The sequence below is a fragment of the Polaromonas sp. UBA4122 genome (assembly GCA_002381615.1).
In the GTDB taxonomy this organism is placed as follows: domain Bacteria; phylum Pseudomonadota; class Gammaproteobacteria; order Burkholderiales; family Burkholderiaceae_C; genus Polaromonas.
Genome location: DFWY01000140.1, coordinates 1 through 17,011 on the forward strand (window position 1 = coordinate 1; position 17,011 = coordinate 17,011).

Annotated in this window: 16 protein-coding genes; 2 read left to right on the top strand and 14 right to left on the bottom strand. The window is 58.5% G+C overall.

What is annotated here, in order from left to right:
* Nucleotides 1-124 precede the first annotated feature (124 nt).
* The 14 genes from lpxB to rpsB all read right to left on the bottom strand — a co-directional run bounded on the left by lpxB (nt 125) and on the right by rpsB (nt 14,079).
* Nucleotides 125-1,264 carry a lipid-A-disaccharide synthase gene (gene lpxB, locus B3F77_RS16785; protein ID WP_293606054.1) on the bottom strand — a complete coding sequence of 380 codons (1,140 nt, stop codon included), beginning with the start codon at nt 1,262-1,264 and terminating at the stop codon, nt 125-127.
* 96 nt (nt 1,265-1,360) lie between these two features.
* Nucleotides 1,361-2,173, bottom strand: coding sequence for an acyl-ACP--UDP-N-acetylglucosamine O-acyltransferase (gene lpxA / locus B3F77_RS16790; protein WP_293606055.1), 813 nt, complete (start codon nt 2,171-2,173; stop codon nt 1,361-1,363).
* A gap of 13 nt (nt 2,174-2,186) precedes the next feature.
* Entirely contained in the window at nt 2,187-2,627 is a 441-nt protein-coding gene (gene fabZ / locus B3F77_RS16795; RefSeq protein ID WP_293606056.1) for a 3-hydroxyacyl-ACP dehydratase FabZ, read from the bottom strand.
* Nucleotides 2,624-3,679, bottom strand: coding sequence for a UDP-3-O-(3-hydroxymyristoyl)glucosamine N-acyltransferase (lpxD, locus tag B3F77_RS16800; protein ID WP_293606057.1), 1,056 nt, complete (start codon nt 3,677-3,679; stop codon nt 2,624-2,626). Before lpxD ends, fabZ begins: the two co-directional genes overlap by 4 nt.
* Nucleotides 3,680-3,726: 47 nt before the next feature.
* Nucleotides 3,727-4,233 carry an OmpH family outer membrane protein gene (locus B3F77_RS16805; RefSeq protein WP_293606058.1) on the bottom strand — a complete coding sequence of 169 codons (507 nt, stop codon included), beginning with the start codon at nt 4,231-4,233 and terminating at the stop codon, nt 3,727-3,729.
* Nucleotides 4,233-6,530 (bottom strand): outer membrane protein assembly factor BamA, encoded by a 2,298-nt coding sequence (bamA, locus tag B3F77_RS16810; protein ID WP_293606059.1) that lies wholly within the window; start codon nt 6,528-6,530, stop codon nt 4,233-4,235. The genes B3F77_RS16805 and bamA overlap by 1 nt, the downstream gene beginning before the upstream one ends.
* A gap of 13 nt (nt 6,531-6,543) precedes the next feature.
* The gene (gene rseP / locus B3F77_RS16815; RefSeq protein WP_293606060.1) at nt 6,544-7,932 is read right to left on the bottom strand and encodes an RIP metalloprotease RseP; all 1,389 of its coding nucleotides are present in this window, start codon (nt 7,930-7,932) and stop codon (nt 6,544-6,546) included.
* Between the two features lies 1 nt (nt 7,933).
* Entirely contained in the window at nt 7,934-9,121 is a 1,188-nt protein-coding gene (ispC, locus tag B3F77_RS16820) for a 1-deoxy-D-xylulose-5-phosphate reductoisomerase (RefSeq protein ID WP_293606061.1), read from the bottom strand.
* A 10-nt stretch (nt 9,122-9,131) separates the two neighbouring features.
* Nucleotides 9,132-10,007 carry a phosphatidate cytidylyltransferase gene (locus B3F77_RS16825; RefSeq protein ID WP_293606062.1) on the bottom strand — a complete coding sequence of 292 codons (876 nt, stop codon included), beginning with the start codon at nt 10,005-10,007 and terminating at the stop codon, nt 9,132-9,134.
* Nucleotides 10,007-10,735 (bottom strand): polyprenyl diphosphate synthase, encoded by a 729-nt coding sequence (gene uppS / locus B3F77_RS16830; RefSeq protein ID WP_293606063.1) that lies wholly within the window; start codon nt 10,733-10,735, stop codon nt 10,007-10,009. Before uppS ends, B3F77_RS16825 begins: the two co-directional genes overlap by 1 nt.
* 105 nt (nt 10,736-10,840) lie before the next feature.
* Nucleotides 10,841-11,401 (bottom strand): ribosome recycling factor, encoded by a 561-nt coding sequence (gene frr, locus B3F77_RS16835; RefSeq protein WP_293606064.1) that lies wholly within the window; start codon nt 11,399-11,401, stop codon nt 10,841-10,843.
* An 88-nt stretch (nt 11,402-11,489) separates the two neighbouring features.
* Complete coding sequence (gene pyrH, locus B3F77_RS16840) at nt 11,490-12,200, bottom strand: UMP kinase (RefSeq protein WP_293606065.1); 711 nt, start codon at nt 12,198-12,200, stop codon at nt 11,490-11,492.
* Nucleotides 12,201-12,263: 63 nt separating this feature from the next.
* A complete protein-coding gene (gene tsf / locus B3F77_RS16845; protein ID WP_293606066.1) occupies nt 12,264-13,178 on the bottom strand; it encodes a translation elongation factor Ts in 915 nt (304 codons plus the stop codon).
* A gap of 148 nt (nt 13,179-13,326) precedes the next feature.
* A complete protein-coding gene (gene rpsB / locus B3F77_RS16850) occupies nt 13,327-14,079 on the bottom strand; it encodes a 30S ribosomal protein S2 (protein WP_293606067.1) in 753 nt (250 codons plus the stop codon).
* A 148-nt stretch (nt 14,080-14,227) separates the two neighbouring features.
* Between rpsB and B3F77_RS16855 the strand changes: the two genes are divergently transcribed.
* Both B3F77_RS16855 and B3F77_RS16860 read left to right on the top strand, forming a co-directional pair.
* Nucleotides 14,228-15,592, top strand: a complete 1,365-nt coding sequence (locus B3F77_RS16855) for an amidase (protein ID WP_293606068.1) — start codon at nt 14,228-14,230, stop codon at nt 15,590-15,592.
* Nucleotides 15,593-15,708: 116 nt separating this feature from the next.
* Entirely contained in the window at nt 15,709-16,968 is a 1,260-nt protein-coding gene (locus B3F77_RS16860) for a D-amino acid dehydrogenase (protein ID WP_293606069.1), read from the top strand.
* The last annotated feature ends 43 nt before the right edge of the window (nt 16,969-17,011 follow it).

Genomic DNA, 17,011 nt, shown 5'->3' on the forward strand with positions numbered 1-17,011 from the left:
TGTGTGGATTCACTTTAGTCAGAAGGGCCCCGCGCCGCCCACCGGGGCCCCGCCCGGGCCCCCGCGCCCCGCCTCGTCAACGCCCGCGATCAGCCCGGGAGTGTCCCAGGACAGGGGGGTTTGCTCAGTCTTCAAGAATTTTCTGGATTGCATTGCTTGCTAATTGAGAAGTGTCGCGCTGCAGCTCGGCATGCAGTTTTGTGAATCGTTGTTCAACAGCCGCTATTTTGTCAGGTGCTGAAAATTTTGCATCCACCCACTGCAGCAGCGCGCCCGCCATCGCCTCGGGCGTGGCGGCATCCTGCAGCAATTCGGGCACCACAAATTCCCGGCAGAGGATATTGGGCAGCCCGACCCATGGCTGCAGCTTTTTGCGCCGCATGATCTGCCACGACAGCCAGTTCATGTTGTAGGCAATCACCATGGGGCGCTTGAACAAAGCGGCCTCCAGCGTGGCAGTGCCGCTGGCGATTAACGTGATATCGCAGGCGGCCAGTACGGTGTGCGACTGGCCTTCGACAATCTGCAAATCAGCCCGCACGCCGGCCTCATCTGCCAGCTGCTCAATCTGGTTTTTCAGCAAGGGGACTGCAGGCACTATGAATTTGATAGCTGGCTGCACCCGTTTAACAAGCGCGGCAGCCTTGAAGAACCTGCTCGCGAGGTACTTTATTTCCGACGCGCGGCTGCCAGGCAAGATGGCGATGACCGTATCTTCATCCTGCAAGCCCAGCTTACGTCTGGCGGCAGCCCGGTCCGGCTGCATGGGAATCACGTTGGCCAGCGGATGTCCCACATAGGTTGCAGCAATCCCGTGAGCAGCCAGCAATGCGGGCTCAAACGGGAAAATGCACAGCACGTGGTCCACACTGCGCCTGATTTTTTCGACGCGGTCGGCGCGCCAGGCCCAGACGGAGGGGCTGACAAAATGAACGGTCTTGATGCCTTGGCTTTTAAGCGCAGCCTCAAGATCAAGGTTGAAATCGGGGGCGTCCACACCGATGAAAATATCGGGGCGCTGATCACCTTCGTTAAGCAGCCGGTTTTTCAGTTGCTCACGGATGCCGACGATTTCACGGTAGTGCCGAAGTACCTCAACATAACCGCGCACCGCCAGTTTGTCGCTGGGCCACCAGGCTTGAAAACCCCGGCTCGCCATCTGCGGCCCGCCTATGCCGCCACATGTCAATGCCGGCCAGCGCGCCTTGAGTCCATCCAGCAGCAAGCCCGCCAGCAAATCACCGGAAGCTTCGCCCGCCACCATGACCACGCTTGGCGCTCCTTCTGCGGAGGGTCTTGTGGCGAGTCCAGCAGCCTCTCCACGGGTGGGCAGAGGGGTCGACGCAAACGACATGAGCGCCTACCGGACGATACCGCGCTGCGGTGAGGTTTGCTGCAAAAAGGAGAGCATCATCTGCACATCCGGTGCTGATTCCGGGTATTTTTCAGGCAACTCGGCAATGCGTGCCCGGGCCTGGTCCAGCGTGAGGTCGTCGCGGTAAAGCGCCTTGTACATGGCCTTGACGGCGGAAATCCGCTCGGGCACAAAACCCCGGCGGCGCAGCCCTTCAAGATTCATAGTCCGCGCTTGGGCCGGCTGGCCTTGCGACATCACGAACGGCGGCAAATCAGCGAACAGCAGCGAACACATGGCTGTCATGCTGTGCGCGCCCAGCCGGACAAACTGGTGCACCACCGTAAAACCGCCCAGAATGGCCCAGTCACCCACATGCACGTGACCAGCCAACTGGGCGTTGTTGGCAAAAATGGTGTGCTTGCCCACCACGCAGTCATGCGCCAGATGCACATACGCCATGATCCAGTTGTCGTCGCCCACACGCGTCACGCCGCTGTCGCCCGGCGAGCCAATATTGAAGGTGCAAAATTCGCGAATGGTGTTGCGGTCGCCAATGACCAACTCGCACGGCTCACCCGCATATTTTTTGTCCTGCGGAATTGCACCCAGCGAGTTGAACTGGAAAATTCGGTTGTCGCGGCCTATCGTGGTGTGGCCTTCAATCACGCAGTGGGCACCAATGCTGCTGCCCGGCCCTACCCTGACGTGGGGACCGATGACGGTATAAGGTCCGACGCTGACAGAGCTGTCCAACTGAGCCAGTGGATCAACGATGGCCGTGGCATGGATGCCCGGCACGGCGACTGAAGACGTCATGTCTGGCTCGGGTTTAAGCAATGGTGCGCATGGTGCACATGAGTTCGGCCTCGCAAACGACGTTCTCGCCTACGCGCGTCACCCCCTTGAATTTGAGAATGCCGGCCTTCATGCGCTCCAGCGTGACGTCCATGATCAACTGGTCACCAGGTTCGACAGGCCGTTTGAAACGGGCACCGTCAATGCCAGCAAAGTAATACACCGTTTTGTCATCGGGGGTCACCCCCATGGCATCGAAAGCCAGCAAGGCAGCCGCCTGCGCCATGGCTTCGAGCATGAGCACCCCCGGCATGACCGGACGGTGAGGAAAATGCCCCATGAAAAACGGCTCATTGATCGTGACGTTTTTGAGCGCCTTGATTCTTTTGCCTTTTTCTATTTCGAGCACACGGTCGACCAGCAAAAAGGGGTAACGATGCGGCAGCTGCTTGAGAATTTGGTGAATGTCCATCATGATTTTTCTTGGAGGTGCGAGAGGGATTTTTCAGCCTGTTTGAGTCTTTCACGTAAAACGTGAAGTTGCTTGAGCGTCGCAGCATTTTTTTCCCACGCAGCATTGTCGTCGATGGGAAAAAAGCCAGTGTAGTGCCCCGGCTTCAAAATGGATCTCGTCACGACGGATGCCGCCGAAACATTCACATGATCGGCCAGACTCAAATGGCCCAGCACAATGGCACCTCCGCCAACCGTGCAATGCGAACCAATCGTTGCGCTGCCGGCGACGCCGGCACAACCGGCCATGGCGGTGTGTTTGCCTATCCGGACGTTGTGACCGATCTGCACCAGGTTATCGAGCTTGACGCCGTCTTCCAGCACGGTGTCTTGCAAAGCACCGCGGTCAATACAGGTGTTGGCTCCGATTTCCACATCATTGCCGATGTGCACCGCGCCGAGTTGCTCGATCTTTACCCACTGGCCGTCGTGCGGCGCGAAGCCGAAGCCATCAGCGCCAATGACCGCACCGGAATGAATGATGCAACGCTCACCAATACGGCAGCCATCTGCCACGGTAACCCGGGCTGACAAGCGGCTGTCGGCACCAATAAACACCTGCCGCCCGATGACGCAATGCTCCGAAATGCGCGCGCCCGCCTCAATCACGGCACCTGCTGCAATACAGGCAAATGCCCCGATGGAAACACCGGATGCAAGCGTGGCTCCAGGATCGATAAATGCGCTGGGATGAATTTGCGGGGCCATCTCCGGAAAATGTCGCTGCTTCCAGAGCTGCGTGATCAGCGCAAAGTAATGGTACGGATCGTCCACCACGATGCAGGCACCGCGGTTTATGGCGGCCTCACGGGCACTCGGAGCCACCACGACACAGGCCGCTGCAGACTGCGCGAGTTTGCCTAGATACTTGGGGTGACTGAGGAAAGCCAGGTCGTGGGGGCCGGCGGCTTCCAGGGTGGACAGCCGCTTTATCAGCACATCAGGGTTGCCGACCAGTTCGGCATCCACCGCACCCGCCAGAGACTGAACGATATCGGCAAGACGGAGCGTCACACTGCGCCTGCCATTTTTATGCCAATGCGCGGGTTAACCACCCACAATTAGCGGGTGGCGTCCAGCGCCTTGATCACCTTGTCGGTAATGTCATGCTTGGGATTCACATAGACTGAATCCTGAAGGATTAGGTCGTATTTTTCACTTTCTGCCAGCGTTTTAATGACTTTGTTAGCACGCTCAATCACCTGCTGAAGTTCTTCATTTTTCCGCGCGTTCAGGTCTTCCTGGAATGCTCGGCGTTTGCGCTGGAATTCCCGGTCCTGGTCGACCAGCTGTTTCTGGCGCGCAGTGCGCTGGCTTTCTGCAAGGGTGGGAGCCTCGCGCTCGAACTTGTCGGACAGCGTTTTCAATTGCGTCGCGAGATCGCCCAGCTCTTTCTCGCGCTTGCTGAACTCCTGCTCCAGCTTGGTCTGGGCGGTCTTGGCTGAGTTGGCTTCACGGAATATCCGGTCAAGGTTGACAACGCCGACCTTGAATTCCTGCGCAGTGGCGGAAAAACCTGCCAATGCAATGACAAGGCCCAGGAAAATTTTGCTTGAAAGATGCTTCATTAGAAAGATGTACCAATTTGGAATTGCAACCGCTCTATTCTATCGTTTGGCTGTTTGCGTAGTGGCACCGCATAGGCAATACGTAGCGGACCCACCGGAGAAATCCAGCTGATACCGATACCGGCAGAAGCCCTCAGGTCATTCAGGCGATAGCTTTCATTATCGCCATACACGTTACCCGCATCGACAAAACCATAGAGCCGCAGTGTACGGTCATTTCCTGCGCCCGGAAATGGCGCGAGGACTTCGGCATTGAGCGTCAGCTTCTTCGGACCTCCGGTCGCCAGGTCTGATGCATCACGGGGACCCAGGGAGCCCTGCTGAAATCCGCGCACCGAGCCCAAACCGCCTGAATAGTAATTCTTGAAAAGCGGGTAAGGTTGGCCGTTGAGGCCTTTACCCCAGCCCAACTCGCCATTCAGGGCAATCGTGAACTGCTTGTTGAGCGGTATGTATTGCTGAATCTGGTAATTGGCACGTACAAACTTGATATCGCCTGCCACGCCCCAGTCTCCGTAGACGCGCTGATAGCGTCCCGACGTGGGTACCAGCGCACTGTCCCTGTTGTCGCGCGACCAACCCACGGTCAAGGGAATGGAGATGCTCTTGTAGCCAAACTGATTGGCGTAATTCTGGTAACTAACGGGAAGAAGGGTGCCGGGTACGATCGTGAGGGATTCGTAACCGCTGCCAAAATAAACCGTGTCGTTCTCGGTAAAAGGAACGCCGAAACGAATGCTTGCGCCCTTCGTCACCAGGCTGTAGTCCCCCCCCTGACCCGACAGGGGCATGGACGTACGGTCGTACACATCAATGGTGCGCGAAATGCCGTCGGCCGTGAAATAAGGGTCAATCGTGCTCAAAACAAGCTGGCGATTTGATTTGCTGGTATTGAGTTCAATGCCAAGGTAGTTGCCGGAGCCGAAAACATTTTCCTGTTTGATACCGAACATCAGGGAAAGTTTGTCGGCGCTGGAGAAACCGGCGCCCAATTGCAGGTTGCCCGTTGGTTTTTCAACCACAGACACGGTCAAATCAACCTGGTCAGCAGTACCGGTTACTTCCTGCGTCTCCACATTCACGTCCGTGAAAAATCCCAGACGGTCAACGCGATCACGCGAAAGACGGATTTTGTCGCCGTCATACCAGGAAGATTCGAACTGACGGAATTCCCGGCGCACAACCTCATCGCGTGTGCGGTTGTTGCCTGCTACATTGATGCGCCGTACATAGGCCCGGCGCGAAGGATCTGCCTGCAACACAAAAGCCACCCGGTTGTTGACCCGGTCAATTTCAGGTGTCGCTTCCACTTTGGCGAAAGCAAAACCGAAAGTACCGAAGTAGTCGGTAAAGGCCTTGGTCGTTTCTGCAATCGCGTCGGAATTGTAGGGCTCTCCCGGCTTGATCGTCACCAGGGATTTGAATTCTTCGTCCTTGCCCAGGTAATTACCCTCAAGCTTGACACCCGAAACCACGAAACGCTCGCCCTCGGTGACATTGAGCGTGATCGCGATGCTCTGCTTGTCGGGAGAAATCGCGACTTGGGTTGAATCTATCTTGAACTCAAGATACCCGCGGGACAGGTAGTAGGAGCGCAGGGTCTCGATATCCGCATTGAGCTTGGCGCGGGAGTAGCGGTCAGACTTGGTGTACCAGCTCAGCCAGCCGCCCGTATTCAGGTCAAACAGGCCCAGCAGCGTCGACTCGCTGAACGCCTTGTTGCCCGTGATGTGGATTTCCTTGATTTTTGCAACATCGCCTTCGACAACGTTGAAAGTTAGGTTCACGCGATTGCGTTCAATCGGCGTGACGGTGGTGATCACCTCGACACCGTACAGGCTCTTGTTGATGTACTGGCGCTTGAGTTCCTGCTCGGCCTTGTCGGCGAGCGCCTTGTCGAAAGGCTGGCCATCCGCGATGCCCGCCTCGCGAAGCGCCTTTTTGAGCACTTCCTTGTCGAATTCCTTGGTTCCGACGAAGTCCACGTCGGCCACGGTAGGACGCTCTTCAACAATCACCACCAGTACGTCGCCGCTGACTTCAAGCCGCACGTCCTTGAACAAACCCAGGCCGAACAGCGCACGAATGGCCGTCGAGCCCTTGTCATCGTTGTAGGTTTCACCGACGCGAAAAGGAAGCGAGGCAAAAATCGTTCCGGGCTCGACGCGTTGCAAGCCCTCAACCCGAATGTCACGAACCGTGAATGGATCAACTGCCCAAGCGGCGTTGACTACAAACAAACCGGCGGCAATAGCGCAGACTGCACGAACTTTGAATCGATTTAACTGTTTTTGCATGAAATGTAAGGATTTAACCCAAAAGACGGGTGACATCATTGAACAGGGCAACGCACATCATACCCAGCAAGATCGCAATGCCACCGCGCTGCAACCGCTCCATCCAGGCGTCGGACACGCCTCGACCGGTAATCCCCTCCCAAAGATAATACATCAGGTGTCCACCATCCAGAACCGGTAGCGGCAGTAAATTCAGCACGCCGAGGCTCACGCTGATCAGGGCCAGAAACAGCAGGTAAGCCGTCCAGCCCAGGCTGGCCGACTTAGCGGCGTAATCCGCGATGGTGAGCGGGCCGCTCAGATTCTTGAGGGAGGCTTCTCCGATCACCATTTTCCCCATCATCTTGAGCGTAAGAAGGGAAACTTCCCAGGTGCGAACAGTCCCCTGCCACAAACCATCGAGGGGTCCGTAACGAACCATCACGAATTCTGGCGGCGCACCCACATAGGCCCCTATTCGGGCCACCGCTATCCCACCCTCCTGCATGATTTGGGGGGTAACCTGCAGCACCAGGGGCTGCCCAGCGCGCAGGATTTGCCAGCGCTGCGGAGTAACGGTCGCGGCGCTCCCGCTGGCGGAGCGCGCAGAAGTCCCCCCATAGGCCCGAATAACTTCGCGCAACTGCTGTCCATCCACAATGGCGGTATCGCCCACACGCTGGACCACATCGCCCGCGTGCAAACCGGATTTTTCGGCGGCACCACCCGCCACGACCTCACCCATCACGGGTCGGGTCCATGGCCCGAGAATGCCGATTTTTCTGAATAACTGCGCGTCGGCTTCGGGTGTACCAAGCTTGCTGAGCTCCAGCAACACAGGTCGGGCAGAACCGTCCGAATCGCCACCCAGCACGAGTGTCAGATCGCGGCCGTCGAGTGCGCCTTGTGTGAGCCTCCAGCGAAGGTCTTCAAAAGAACGCACGGTTTGCAGTTCATCGCCCGCGAAAGCCGCCTGCTGGACAGTTTCGTGACCGCGCAGCCCCGCCCGGTCGGCCAGAGACCCGGCCACGGGACTGGCCAGAACGGCCTTGGGTTCCTGCAAGCCGCTCCAGTTGACAACGGCGTAGAGCAGCACGGCCAAAAGCAAATTGGCCATTGGGCCGGCAGCCACGACGGCAGCACGGGACTTCAGGGGCTGGGTGTTGAAGGCCAGATGACGCTCGACCGGATCGACCGGAGCCTCGCGTTCGTCGAGCATCTTGACATAGCCGCCCAGCGGCAGCATGCCGATGGCAAATTCCGTGGGTTTGTTCTTGAGCCGCCAGGTGTAGAGGGGCTTGCCAAATCCGATTGAAAACTTCAGGACCTTGATGCCGCAGGCCACCGCAACCCGGTAATGGCCGTACTCGTGCACGACAATCAGGATACCCAGCGTAACTACAAAAGAAACCAGTGTCAGCATGTCAGGTTTCCAGACGTTCAGCTATTTGACCAGCGACAAGGCGCGCGCGCGCATCCAGCGCGAGCAAACCCTCAATATCGTTCACATCAGAGACCGCCACGGCGTCCAAAGTTGCATGATTTACATGGTGGATATGGTCAAACCGGATTCGCTTGTCCAGAAAAGCGGCCACGGCCACCTCATTGGCCGCATTGAGCACCGCGGTGCTGCCCACAGGCGCATTCAGAACCTCCCAGGCCAGCGGCAGACCCGGAAACCGCGCCTCGTCAGGCACCTCAAACGTCATGTTGGCCAGCGAAGCGAAGTCCAGCGCCTTGGCGCCCGAGATGATCCGGTCCGGCCATGCCAGACCGTAGGCAATCGGCACCCGCATGTCTGGCGTTCCCAATTGCGCCACAACAGACGCGTCGCGGTACTGCACCATGGAATGGATGATGCTTTGAGGATGGATCACCACCTCGATTTGCTGCGGCGTCAAACCAAACAGGTACTTGGCTTCGATGACCTCCAGGGCCTTGTTCATCATGGTCGCCGAGTCAACCGAAATCTTGCGTCCCATCACCCAGTTCGGATGTGCACAGGCTTCGTCGGGCGTGACATGCCGCAGGCTGCCAGGCTCCCGGGTCCGAAACGGCCCGCCTGACGCGGTCAGGATGATCTTCTCAACCCGCTGCGGCCAGGTCACCGGATCGTCGGGCAATGACTGGAAAATGGCTGAATGCTCACTGTCAATAGGCAGCAGTTTCGCACCGCCCGCGCGCACCGCCTGCATAAACACGTCACCGCCCACCACCAGCGCTTCCTTGTTGGCCAGCAAAAGGCGCTTCCCTGCCTTGGCAGCTGCCATGCAGGCCATCAGGCCAGCGGCACCCACAATGGCGGCCATTACAGTGTCAACGAGCTCGTGAGACGCTATCATTTCGAGAGCGTCTGGCGCCGATAAAACCTGAACAGGAAGCCTATTTTCCTTGATTTTTTCAGCCAGAAGGCGGGCATGCGGCTCGCTTACCATCACGACATACTGAGGCTTGAATTGCATGCACTGCGCCAGCATCAGGTCGGTCTGGGTCGCCGCACTGAGCGCAAACACCTCAAAACGCTCAGGGTGACGCTTGATCACGTCGAGGGTATTGACGCCTATGGACCCGGTAGAGCCCAAAACGGTCACGCACTGCTTCTTGAAGGGCATGCAATAAAACCTAGAGAGTAGCCAGCATCATCGCTAGCGGCAAGGTGGGCAACAGGGCATCAATGCGGTCCAGCACACCGCCGTGGCCTGGCAGCAGGCCACTGGAATCTTTCACGCCCGCGCTACGTTTGACCAACGACTCGACCAGATCGCCCACCACGCTCATGGCCGCCAGAAAGACGACCGCCAGCAACATTATCGCGATGCCATGGCGCTGGGACAGGCCGCTGTAGAGGGTCTGCCCCGCCAGGAAACCGGCACCCGATATGCTGCCTGCAGTACTTAGGCCGCCCAGCGCGACCCAGGCCAGCGACAAAAGCACCACACCCGCCATGCCGCCCCACACCCCTTCCCAGCTTTTGCCCGGGCTGATGGAAGGCGCCAGTTTGCCTTTGCTGAACCGTCCACCGAACGTGCGGCCGGCAAAGTAAGCAAAGATGTCGGCCATCCAGACCAGCAGCAGTACCGACAGCAAAAATGGAACACCGATCACACGGGCCTGTGCGACGGCCAGCCAGGCCAGCCAGAGCGCCGCCAAGCCGCCCAGCAGGCGCAGCATCTTCGGAATGCGCGGCCAGCCGAGAACGCCATTGTGTAAGAGCCAGCCCCCGGCCAACACCCAGACAGCGCCTGCAGCAGTCCAGAGAAGGGCTAAGGATTTTTCAAGCAGGCCGCCGTACCAGGACAAGCCGCAGACCAGCACGCATACCGCAGCAAGCCCGATCGAGCCGACAGGCCCCAGCGCATTCAGACGGCCCCATTCCCAGGCACCGGCTGCAATCAGCACAAGCGCGACGGCACAGAAAGGAGAAGGGGTCTTGTAGAAAAGTGCCGGCAACAAAATCGCCAGCAGGACCATGGCTGTAATAACACGCTGCTTAAGCATCAGGCGGCCTTTTCAATTTGGTTTTTGTCATGCCCGCTGACTTGCGCCGAGGTCTGACCGAAACGGCGCTCACGGGTACGATAAACCGCAATCGCTTCATCCAGCGCTGCTTCATCAAATTCGGGCCAGAGCTTATCGGAGAAATGCAATTCCGAGTATGCCGCCTGCCACAGCAAAAAATTGCTGATACGCAATTCGCCACCGGTGCGAATCAGCAAATCGGGGTCGGGCACATACGCCAGCGCCATCGCCCGATCCAGCGACAACTCGGTAATGGCTTCACCCCGGCTGGCAAGCTTCTGTGCCGCTTGGGCAATATCCCAGCGCCCGCCATAGTTGAAGCACACATTGAAAATCAGTCGTTGGTTGCCTGCCGTACTAAGCTCGGCCTGCGCCAGCCCCGCCTGGACTTTTTCGGAAAGTCGCTGACGGTCTCCCACAAAATGGATCCTGACACCGTTGGCATTCAGGCTGGGCACCTCCCTGGAGAGGGACAGCGCCAACAGCGCCATCAAGCCAGACACTTCTTCAGAGGGCCGGTTCCAGTTTTCGGATGAAAAAGCAAAGACCGTCAGGACACCGATACCGCGCTCCAGGCAAGCCCGAACACAGCGGTTCAGCGAATCGACCCCCTGCTTGTGGCCGGCGATACGCGGTAGAAACCGTTGGGTAGCCCATCGGCCATTGCCATCCATGACGATGGCCACATGATGCGGAACCTGATTCATGATGTCGGTCAAGGAAGGCTTGAACGCCGCCGGGTCACCCCAAGCAAGTTCAACCCCCTCGGGGGGCAGCGTAGTACGCGAAGCGACAAGCGTGGGGGCACTACGTCACACTGCCATGATGTCTTGTTCCTTGCCGATGACCAGTTTGTCAACCTCGGCAATGAAACGGTCCGTGAACTTCTGGATCTCATCCTGCGAACGGCGCTCGTCATCTTCAGAGGCCAGTTTCTCCTTGACCAACTTCTTGACGCCGTCATTGGCATCCCGGCGCAGATTACGAATAGCCACCTTGGCATGCTCGCCTTCGGCCCGCACGACTTTGGTGAGTTCCTTGCGGCGCTCTTCGGTCATCGCCGGCATGGGAACGCGGATCAGGTCGCCCTGAGCCGCAGGGTTGAGCCCCAGATCGGAATCACGGATGGCTTTTTCTATTTTTGCACCCATGCCTTTTTCCCAAGGCGAAACGCTGATGGTGCGCGCATCCAGCAGCGACACATTGGCCACTTGGCTGATGGGCACCATCGAGCCGTAGTAGTCAACGTGCACCGTGTCGAGCAAGCCAGGGTTGGCGCGGCCGGTACGGATTTTCGTCAGGCCGTTTTTGAACGAATCCAGGGACTGCTGCATTTTTTGCTCTGCATGCTGCTTGATCTCAACAATGCTCATGGTCGAATCTCCAGATTTTTAGGTGCAAAAAAAAGTACAAGAACTGCGAAAGGTGAGAAAAGTGCAAAAGCACGGCTCATGGCGAAAGTCAAACGTGAACCAGGGTTCCTTCGTCTTCGCCCTGCACCACGCGCTTGAGCGCGCCGTGCTTGAAGATGCTAAATACCTTGATGGGCAGCTTCTGGTCGCGGCAAAGCGCAAACGCTGTGGCATCCATAACCTCGAGGTTCTTGCCCATGACCTCATCAAAAGTGATACTGGTGTAACGCGTGGCCTTCGGATCTTTCTTGGGGTCGGCGCTGTACACACCATCAACCTTGGTGGCTTTCAGGACGATTTCAGCCCCGATTTCAGCGCCGCGCAAAGCCGCTGCGGTGTCCGTGGTAAAGAAAGGATTGCCGGTGCCGGCCGCAAAAATAACGACCTTGCCTTCTTCCAGGTATTGCAGTGCCTTGGGCCGGACATAAGGCTCGACCACGCGCTCGATGCCGATAGCCGACATGACGCGTGGAATCAGGCCGGCCTTGTCCATGGTATCCCCCAAAGCCAGCGCATTCATCACGGTCGCCAGCATGCCCATGTAGTCGGCGGTAGCGCGGTCCATGCCGACCGAGCCCCCCGCCACACCGCGGAAAATATTACCGCCACCAATCACTACCGCCACCTGAACACCCATGCGCGTGACTTCGGCGATTTCTTCCACCATGCGTACGATGGTAGCGCGATTAATACCAAAGGCATCATCCCCCATCAAGGCCTCACCTGACAGTTTTAACAAGATCCGCTTGTAGGCTGGCATGTGAGGGCTTTCTATGATTGCGTTGGACTGAAGTTTAGCGGCCTTCCGGCTGGACTGAAATGCTTACGTAGCCTTGGCAGCAGCGACCTGGGCAGCGACCTCAGCGGCGAAGTCGTCCACCTTCTTGTCAATACCCTCGCCCACCACGTACAGGGTAAAGGACTTGACCGTGGTACCACGCTCTTTCAGCATCTGCTCAACCGTCTGTTTGTCGTTCTTGACGAAGGTCTGGTTGTGCAGGCTGACTTCTTTCAGATACTTCTGAACACCACCATCGATACGCTTTGCAACAATTTCAGCGGATTGAACCGACTTGCCTTCGGCTTGGGCCTTGGCGGCATCTTCGGCAGCTTTGGCAGCAGCGACTGAGCGCTCTTTTGCGACCAGTTCGGCCGGCACATCAGCACTGGACAAGGCAACGGGCTTCATCGCAGCCACGTGCATGGCGACGTCTTTGGCGGCGGTTTCATCGCCCTCAAACTCTACCACCACGCCGATACGCGTACCGTGCAGGTATGAGGCCAGCTTGCTGCCGGAAAAACGCTTGAAGCGGCGTACGCTCATGTTCTCACCGATCTTGCCGATCAGGCCTTTGCGCACATCTTCCACCGTCGGGCCAAAGCCGTCCAGCGACAGGGGCATGGCACCAATGGCGACTACGTCAGCCGGGTTGTTCTTGACAATGCCTTCGGCCACAGCTTGGGTAAAAGCCAAAAAACTGTCATTTTTGGTCACAAAGTCGGTTTCGCAGTTGATTTCAACCAGCGCGCCCACATCGCCTTCGCGGTGTGCGGCAACCACGCCTTCAGCTGTGATGCGCGAAGCCGCCTTGCCGGCCTTGCTGCCCAGCTTCACGCGCAGGATTTCTTCGGCTTTCTCAAAATTGCCTTCGGCTTCAGTCAGTGCTTTTTTGCACTCCATCATGGGGGCATCGGTTTTGGCGCGCAGTTCAGCGACCATGCTTGCAGTAATTACCATCTCTTGATTCTCCGTTTGTCGTGTTGACTTCGAGGGGCGCTAACGTGGCACCCGCTCGTATCTGTAGTATCTTTTAGCTTGTGAAAAAGGGGCTACGCGAGCCCCTTTTTCGCGTCTGGCTCAGCGCCAAAACTAACAGGCGCCGTTATCAAACAGCTGCGTTTTGCACTTCCACAAATTCATCCGAACTCTCAGGCGAAACCGTCTTGACGAGATCGTTCCCGGCATTGGCTCGGCCTTCGAGGACCGCGTCGGCGAGACCGCGGGCGTACAAGGCCACAGCTTTGGACGAGTCGTCGTTACCGGGAATCACGTAGTCAATGCCAATGGGGGAATGGTTGGAATCCACCACACCGATCAGCGGAATGCCCAGCTTCTTGGCTTCCAGAACTGCGATTTTATGGAAGCCCACGTCGATCACGAAAATAGCGTCCGGCAGGGCGTTCATGTCCTGAATGCCGCCAATGTCTTTTTCAAGCTTCTCAATTTCGCGCTTGAAGGTCAGCTGTTCTTTTTTGCTGACGGAATCCATGCCGGCTTCTTGCTGGGCTTTCAACTCTTTCAGGCGCTTGATCGAGGTCTTGACCGTTTTGAAATTGGTCAGCATGCCACCCAGCCAGCGCTGGTCAACATAAGGAATACCGGCGCGCTTGGCCTCAAGGGCGACGGTTTCGCGGGCAGTGCGCTTGGTGCCGACCATCAGGATGGTGCCGCGGTTGGCGGACAGCTGTTTCGCGAACTTCATCGCGTCCTGAAACATCGGCAGCGATTTTTCCAGGTTGATGATGTGAATACGGTTGCGATGGCCAAAAATGTAGGGGGCCATCTTGGGATTCCAGAAGCGGGTTTGGTGACCGAAATGGACGCCAGCTTCCAGCATTTCACGCATGCTTGTCGACATATATATAACTCCAAAGGTTGTGTCTAAAATCAGCGCTTATCATCCGAAAGAATTTCCGGACAACACCTTGAGTGGCTGATTTGCGATTAACTTTGCAAACAACAAAAGCGTCATTCACAAAGCCTGCTAAGTATAACACCCCTACCCCATGAGCCAGCCGATCCCAATGCCCACCCAAGGCGACCTTCACGCCACTCGCCAGGCCCTTCAAGCAGGCCAGACCAGCCCCCAGGAAATCCTTGAGCGCGCCGCCGCCATCGCTCAAAGCGAGGCTTGCCGCCATGTTTTTCTGCCAGGCCAGGTGAAAAGCCCGCTTTTGACCTCCAAAGCTCCGCCAAAATCCGCCTTCAATGATCCGGCCTTGCCTCTGGCGGGCATTCCCGTCTCAATCAAGGATCTGTTTGACGTGGCGGGCCAAACCACTGCAGCTGGATCGACCGTACTCGCCGGTGCCGCAGCGGCCGAGACAGACTGCCCCGCCGTGGCACGGCTGCGCGCGGCGGGCGCGGTGCTCACCGGACGCACCAACATGGTGGAGTTTGCGTTCTCCGGCGTCGGCATCAACCCGCACTACGGCACGCCGCTCAATCCGGCTGACCGCACCGCAGGCCGCATTCCGGGCGGCTCATCGTCGGGCGCGGCTGTGTCGGTGGCCACGGGCGCCGCCCTGGTGGGCCTCGGCTCAGACACGGGCGGTTCCATCCGCATCCCTGCGGCGCTATGCGGTATTGTGGGTTTTAAAAGCACGGCACGCCTGGTGCTTACCCTAGGTGCCGTGCCGCTATCCACCAGCCTGGACACCGTGTGCGCCCTGACGCGCTCGGTACGCGACGCGGTCACGGTGCATGAGGTTCTGGCGGCGCGCACCGTGAAGCTCGCCGGCAAACCCCTGCCATCATGCCGCCTCGCGGTGGCGCGCACGCAGATGCAGGACGCGCTGGACGACACCGTGGCCCGGGCTTTCGGGCACAGCCTTCAGGTTCTGCGCGATGCCGGTGCGCACATCGAAGAAATTGCCCTTGACGAAATCAGCGATCTGGCCGCCATCAATGCAACCGGCGGCTTGTCGGCCGCAGAAGGTTATGCGTGGCACCGGACCCTGATTGCCGAGCACGAGGCCGAATACGACCCGCGGGTGGCGATGCGCATTCTGCGGGGTGCCCGCATGAGCGCCGCCGACTATATCGATTTGCTGGCAGCGCGCAAGCAGTGGATGGCACGCATGGAAGCCCGCCTGAGCGGCTTTGACGCAGTGCTCTCTCCCACCGTGCCCATCGTGGCGCCGCCGATTGCCAGCGTGCTGGACGATGACAACGAGTTTTTCCGGATCAACGGGCTTTTGCTGCGCAACACGGCGGTGGTGAACATGCTCGACGGTTGCGCGATTTCGCTGCCCTGCCACACTCCCGACCAATTGCCCGTGGGCCTGATGCTCTGGCACGGGGCGCTGCACGACGACGCGGTGCTGGACCTGGCACTCCAGGTTGAAACGGCGCTAGCCCATTCACTATAAAAATAATAGCTGCGCACGCCCGATGGTATTGGGCTATAGGCCTGTTTTATGCATAAAAAAATGAATACGAACCTGTTCCGCTTTAAATTTATCGCTGTTCTGCCCGGCACCACCGCATGAGGGTAGCGGTCATTGGCGCCGGCATCATCGGAATCACCACCGCCTATGAGCTGGCCATGGACGGTCACGAAGTCACCGTGTTTGAACGCAGGGGCGCCGCGGCGGAAGAAACCAGCTTTGCCAACGCTGGCATTGTCGCGCCCGGCTACATCGCGCCCTGGGCGGCACCCGGCATGCCGGGCAAGGTCCTCAGCCACCTCTTCAGCCGCCATGCAGCGGTCAAGCTGAGCCTGCCTTTGTCGGGCCGCGAGTTGGCGTGGATGTGGAAGTGGTTTCGAGCCTGCAAGCTTGAAGCCTACCTGGTCAACCGCTCGCGGTTGCAGCGCCTGGCGTTTTACAGCCGCGAAAGGCTGCACCACCTGAGCACCAAGCTACAGCTGGAATACGAGTACAGCCTGGGCTACATGGTGCTGCTCCGCTCTGAAAAAGACAGCCAACTGGTTCAACCCGGCCTGCAGGTGCTGCGGGAGGCGGGAGTCGCGTTCAGGCAAATCAATGCCGACGAGGTTCGCCAGATCGAGCCGGCGCTCAACCCCGACGCCGCCTTTCTGGGGGCCGTGCACTTGCCTGATGATGAGGTGGCAAACTGCCGGCAGTTTGCGCTGCTACTGAAGATCGAAGCCCAGCGGATCGGCGTCAGTTTCGAGTTCAATACGGTTGTAGCCCAATTGGATCGGGCGCAGGCAGCTAGTATTTTAATAGCGGGTGAAACCTCGCCGCGCACCTTTGACCGGGTGGTCCTGTGTGCCGGCCTGGCCTCCGCCCAACTCCTCAGGCCACTTGGCCTGAAGATTCCCATGGTCGCCGTTTATGGCTATTCCATCAGCGCGCCGATTCGCGAACCCCTCAATGCACCGCGCAGCGCACTGATGGACGAGCGCTACAAAGTGGCCATTTCCCGCCTGGGCAACCGCGTGCGCGTGGCCGGCAGCGCAGAAATCGGCGGTTCGCTTGAACGCAAGCGCGCGTCCTCCCTGCAGACGCTGTACAAGGTCTTGCACGACTGGTTTCCGGGGGCGGCCCAGCTCTCCAATACCGGCGCCGGCGTACAAGAGTGGAAAGGTGCGCGACCCATGCTGACCGACGGGCCCCCCATTGTCGGCAACAGCGGACTGCCCGGCCTCTGGCTCAATATCGGCCATGGCTCCAGCGGATGGGCGCTGAGCTGCGGCAGCGCGCGCGCGCTGGCCGACCTGATGGCGGGCAAATCCGCAGACATCGACATGGAAGGACTGGACATCAGCCGCCTAGGCTGAACCAGCCGACTGGCGGGACGACTCGTCAGCCCTCACAATCATG

What these genes read in the sequence shown, in the direction of transcription:
- frr (WP_293606064.1), bottom strand. Translation starts at nt 11,401, where the DNA reads ATGAGCATTGTTGAGATCAAGCAGCATGCAGAGCAAAAAATGCAGCAG.
- tsf (WP_293606066.1), bottom strand. Translation starts at nt 13,178, where the DNA reads ATGGTAATTACTGCAAGCATGGTCGCTGAACTGCGCGCCAAAACCGAT.
- lpxB (WP_293606054.1), bottom strand. Translation starts at nt 1,264, where the DNA reads ATGGTGGCGGGCGAAGCTTCCGGTGATTTGCTGGCGGGCTTGCTGCTG.
- B3F77_RS16825 (WP_293606062.1), bottom strand. Translation starts at nt 10,007, where the DNA reads ATGCTTAAGCAGCGTGTTATTACAGCCATGGTCCTGCTGGCGATTTTG.
- bamA (WP_293606059.1), bottom strand. Translation starts at nt 6,530, where the DNA reads ATGCAAAAACAGTTAAATCGATTCAAAGTTCGTGCAGTCTGCGCTATT.
- rpsB (WP_293606067.1), bottom strand. Translation starts at nt 14,079, where the DNA reads ATGTCGACAAGCATGCGTGAAATGCTGGAAGCTGGCGTCCATTTCGGT.
- rseP (WP_293606060.1), bottom strand. Translation starts at nt 7,932, where the DNA reads ATGCTGACACTGGTTTCTTTTGTAGTTACGCTGGGTATCCTGATTGTC.
- pyrH (WP_293606065.1), bottom strand. Translation starts at nt 12,200, where the DNA reads ATGCCAGCCTACAAGCGGATCTTGTTAAAACTGTCAGGTGAGGCCTTG.
- B3F77_RS16855 (WP_293606068.1), top strand. Translation starts at nt 14,228, where the DNA reads ATGAGCCAGCCGATCCCAATGCCCACCCAAGGCGACCTTCACGCCACT.
- ispC (WP_293606061.1), bottom strand. Translation starts at nt 9,121, where the DNA reads ATGCCCTTCAAGAAGCAGTGCGTGACCGTTTTGGGCTCTACCGGGTCC.
- B3F77_RS16805 (WP_293606058.1), bottom strand. Translation starts at nt 4,233, where the DNA reads ATGAAGCATCTTTCAAGCAAAATTTTCCTGGGCCTTGTCATTGCATTG.
- uppS (WP_293606063.1), bottom strand. Translation starts at nt 10,735, where the DNA reads ATGAATCAGGTTCCGCATCATGTGGCCATCGTCATGGATGGCAATGGC.
- B3F77_RS16860 (WP_293606069.1), top strand. Translation starts at nt 15,709, where the DNA reads ATGAGGGTAGCGGTCATTGGCGCCGGCATCATCGGAATCACCACCGCC.
- fabZ (WP_293606056.1), bottom strand. Translation starts at nt 2,627, where the DNA reads ATGATGGACATTCACCAAATTCTCAAGCAGCTGCCGCATCGTTACCCC.
- lpxA (WP_293606055.1), bottom strand. Translation starts at nt 2,173, where the DNA reads ATGACGTCTTCAGTCGCCGTGCCGGGCATCCATGCCACGGCCATCGTT.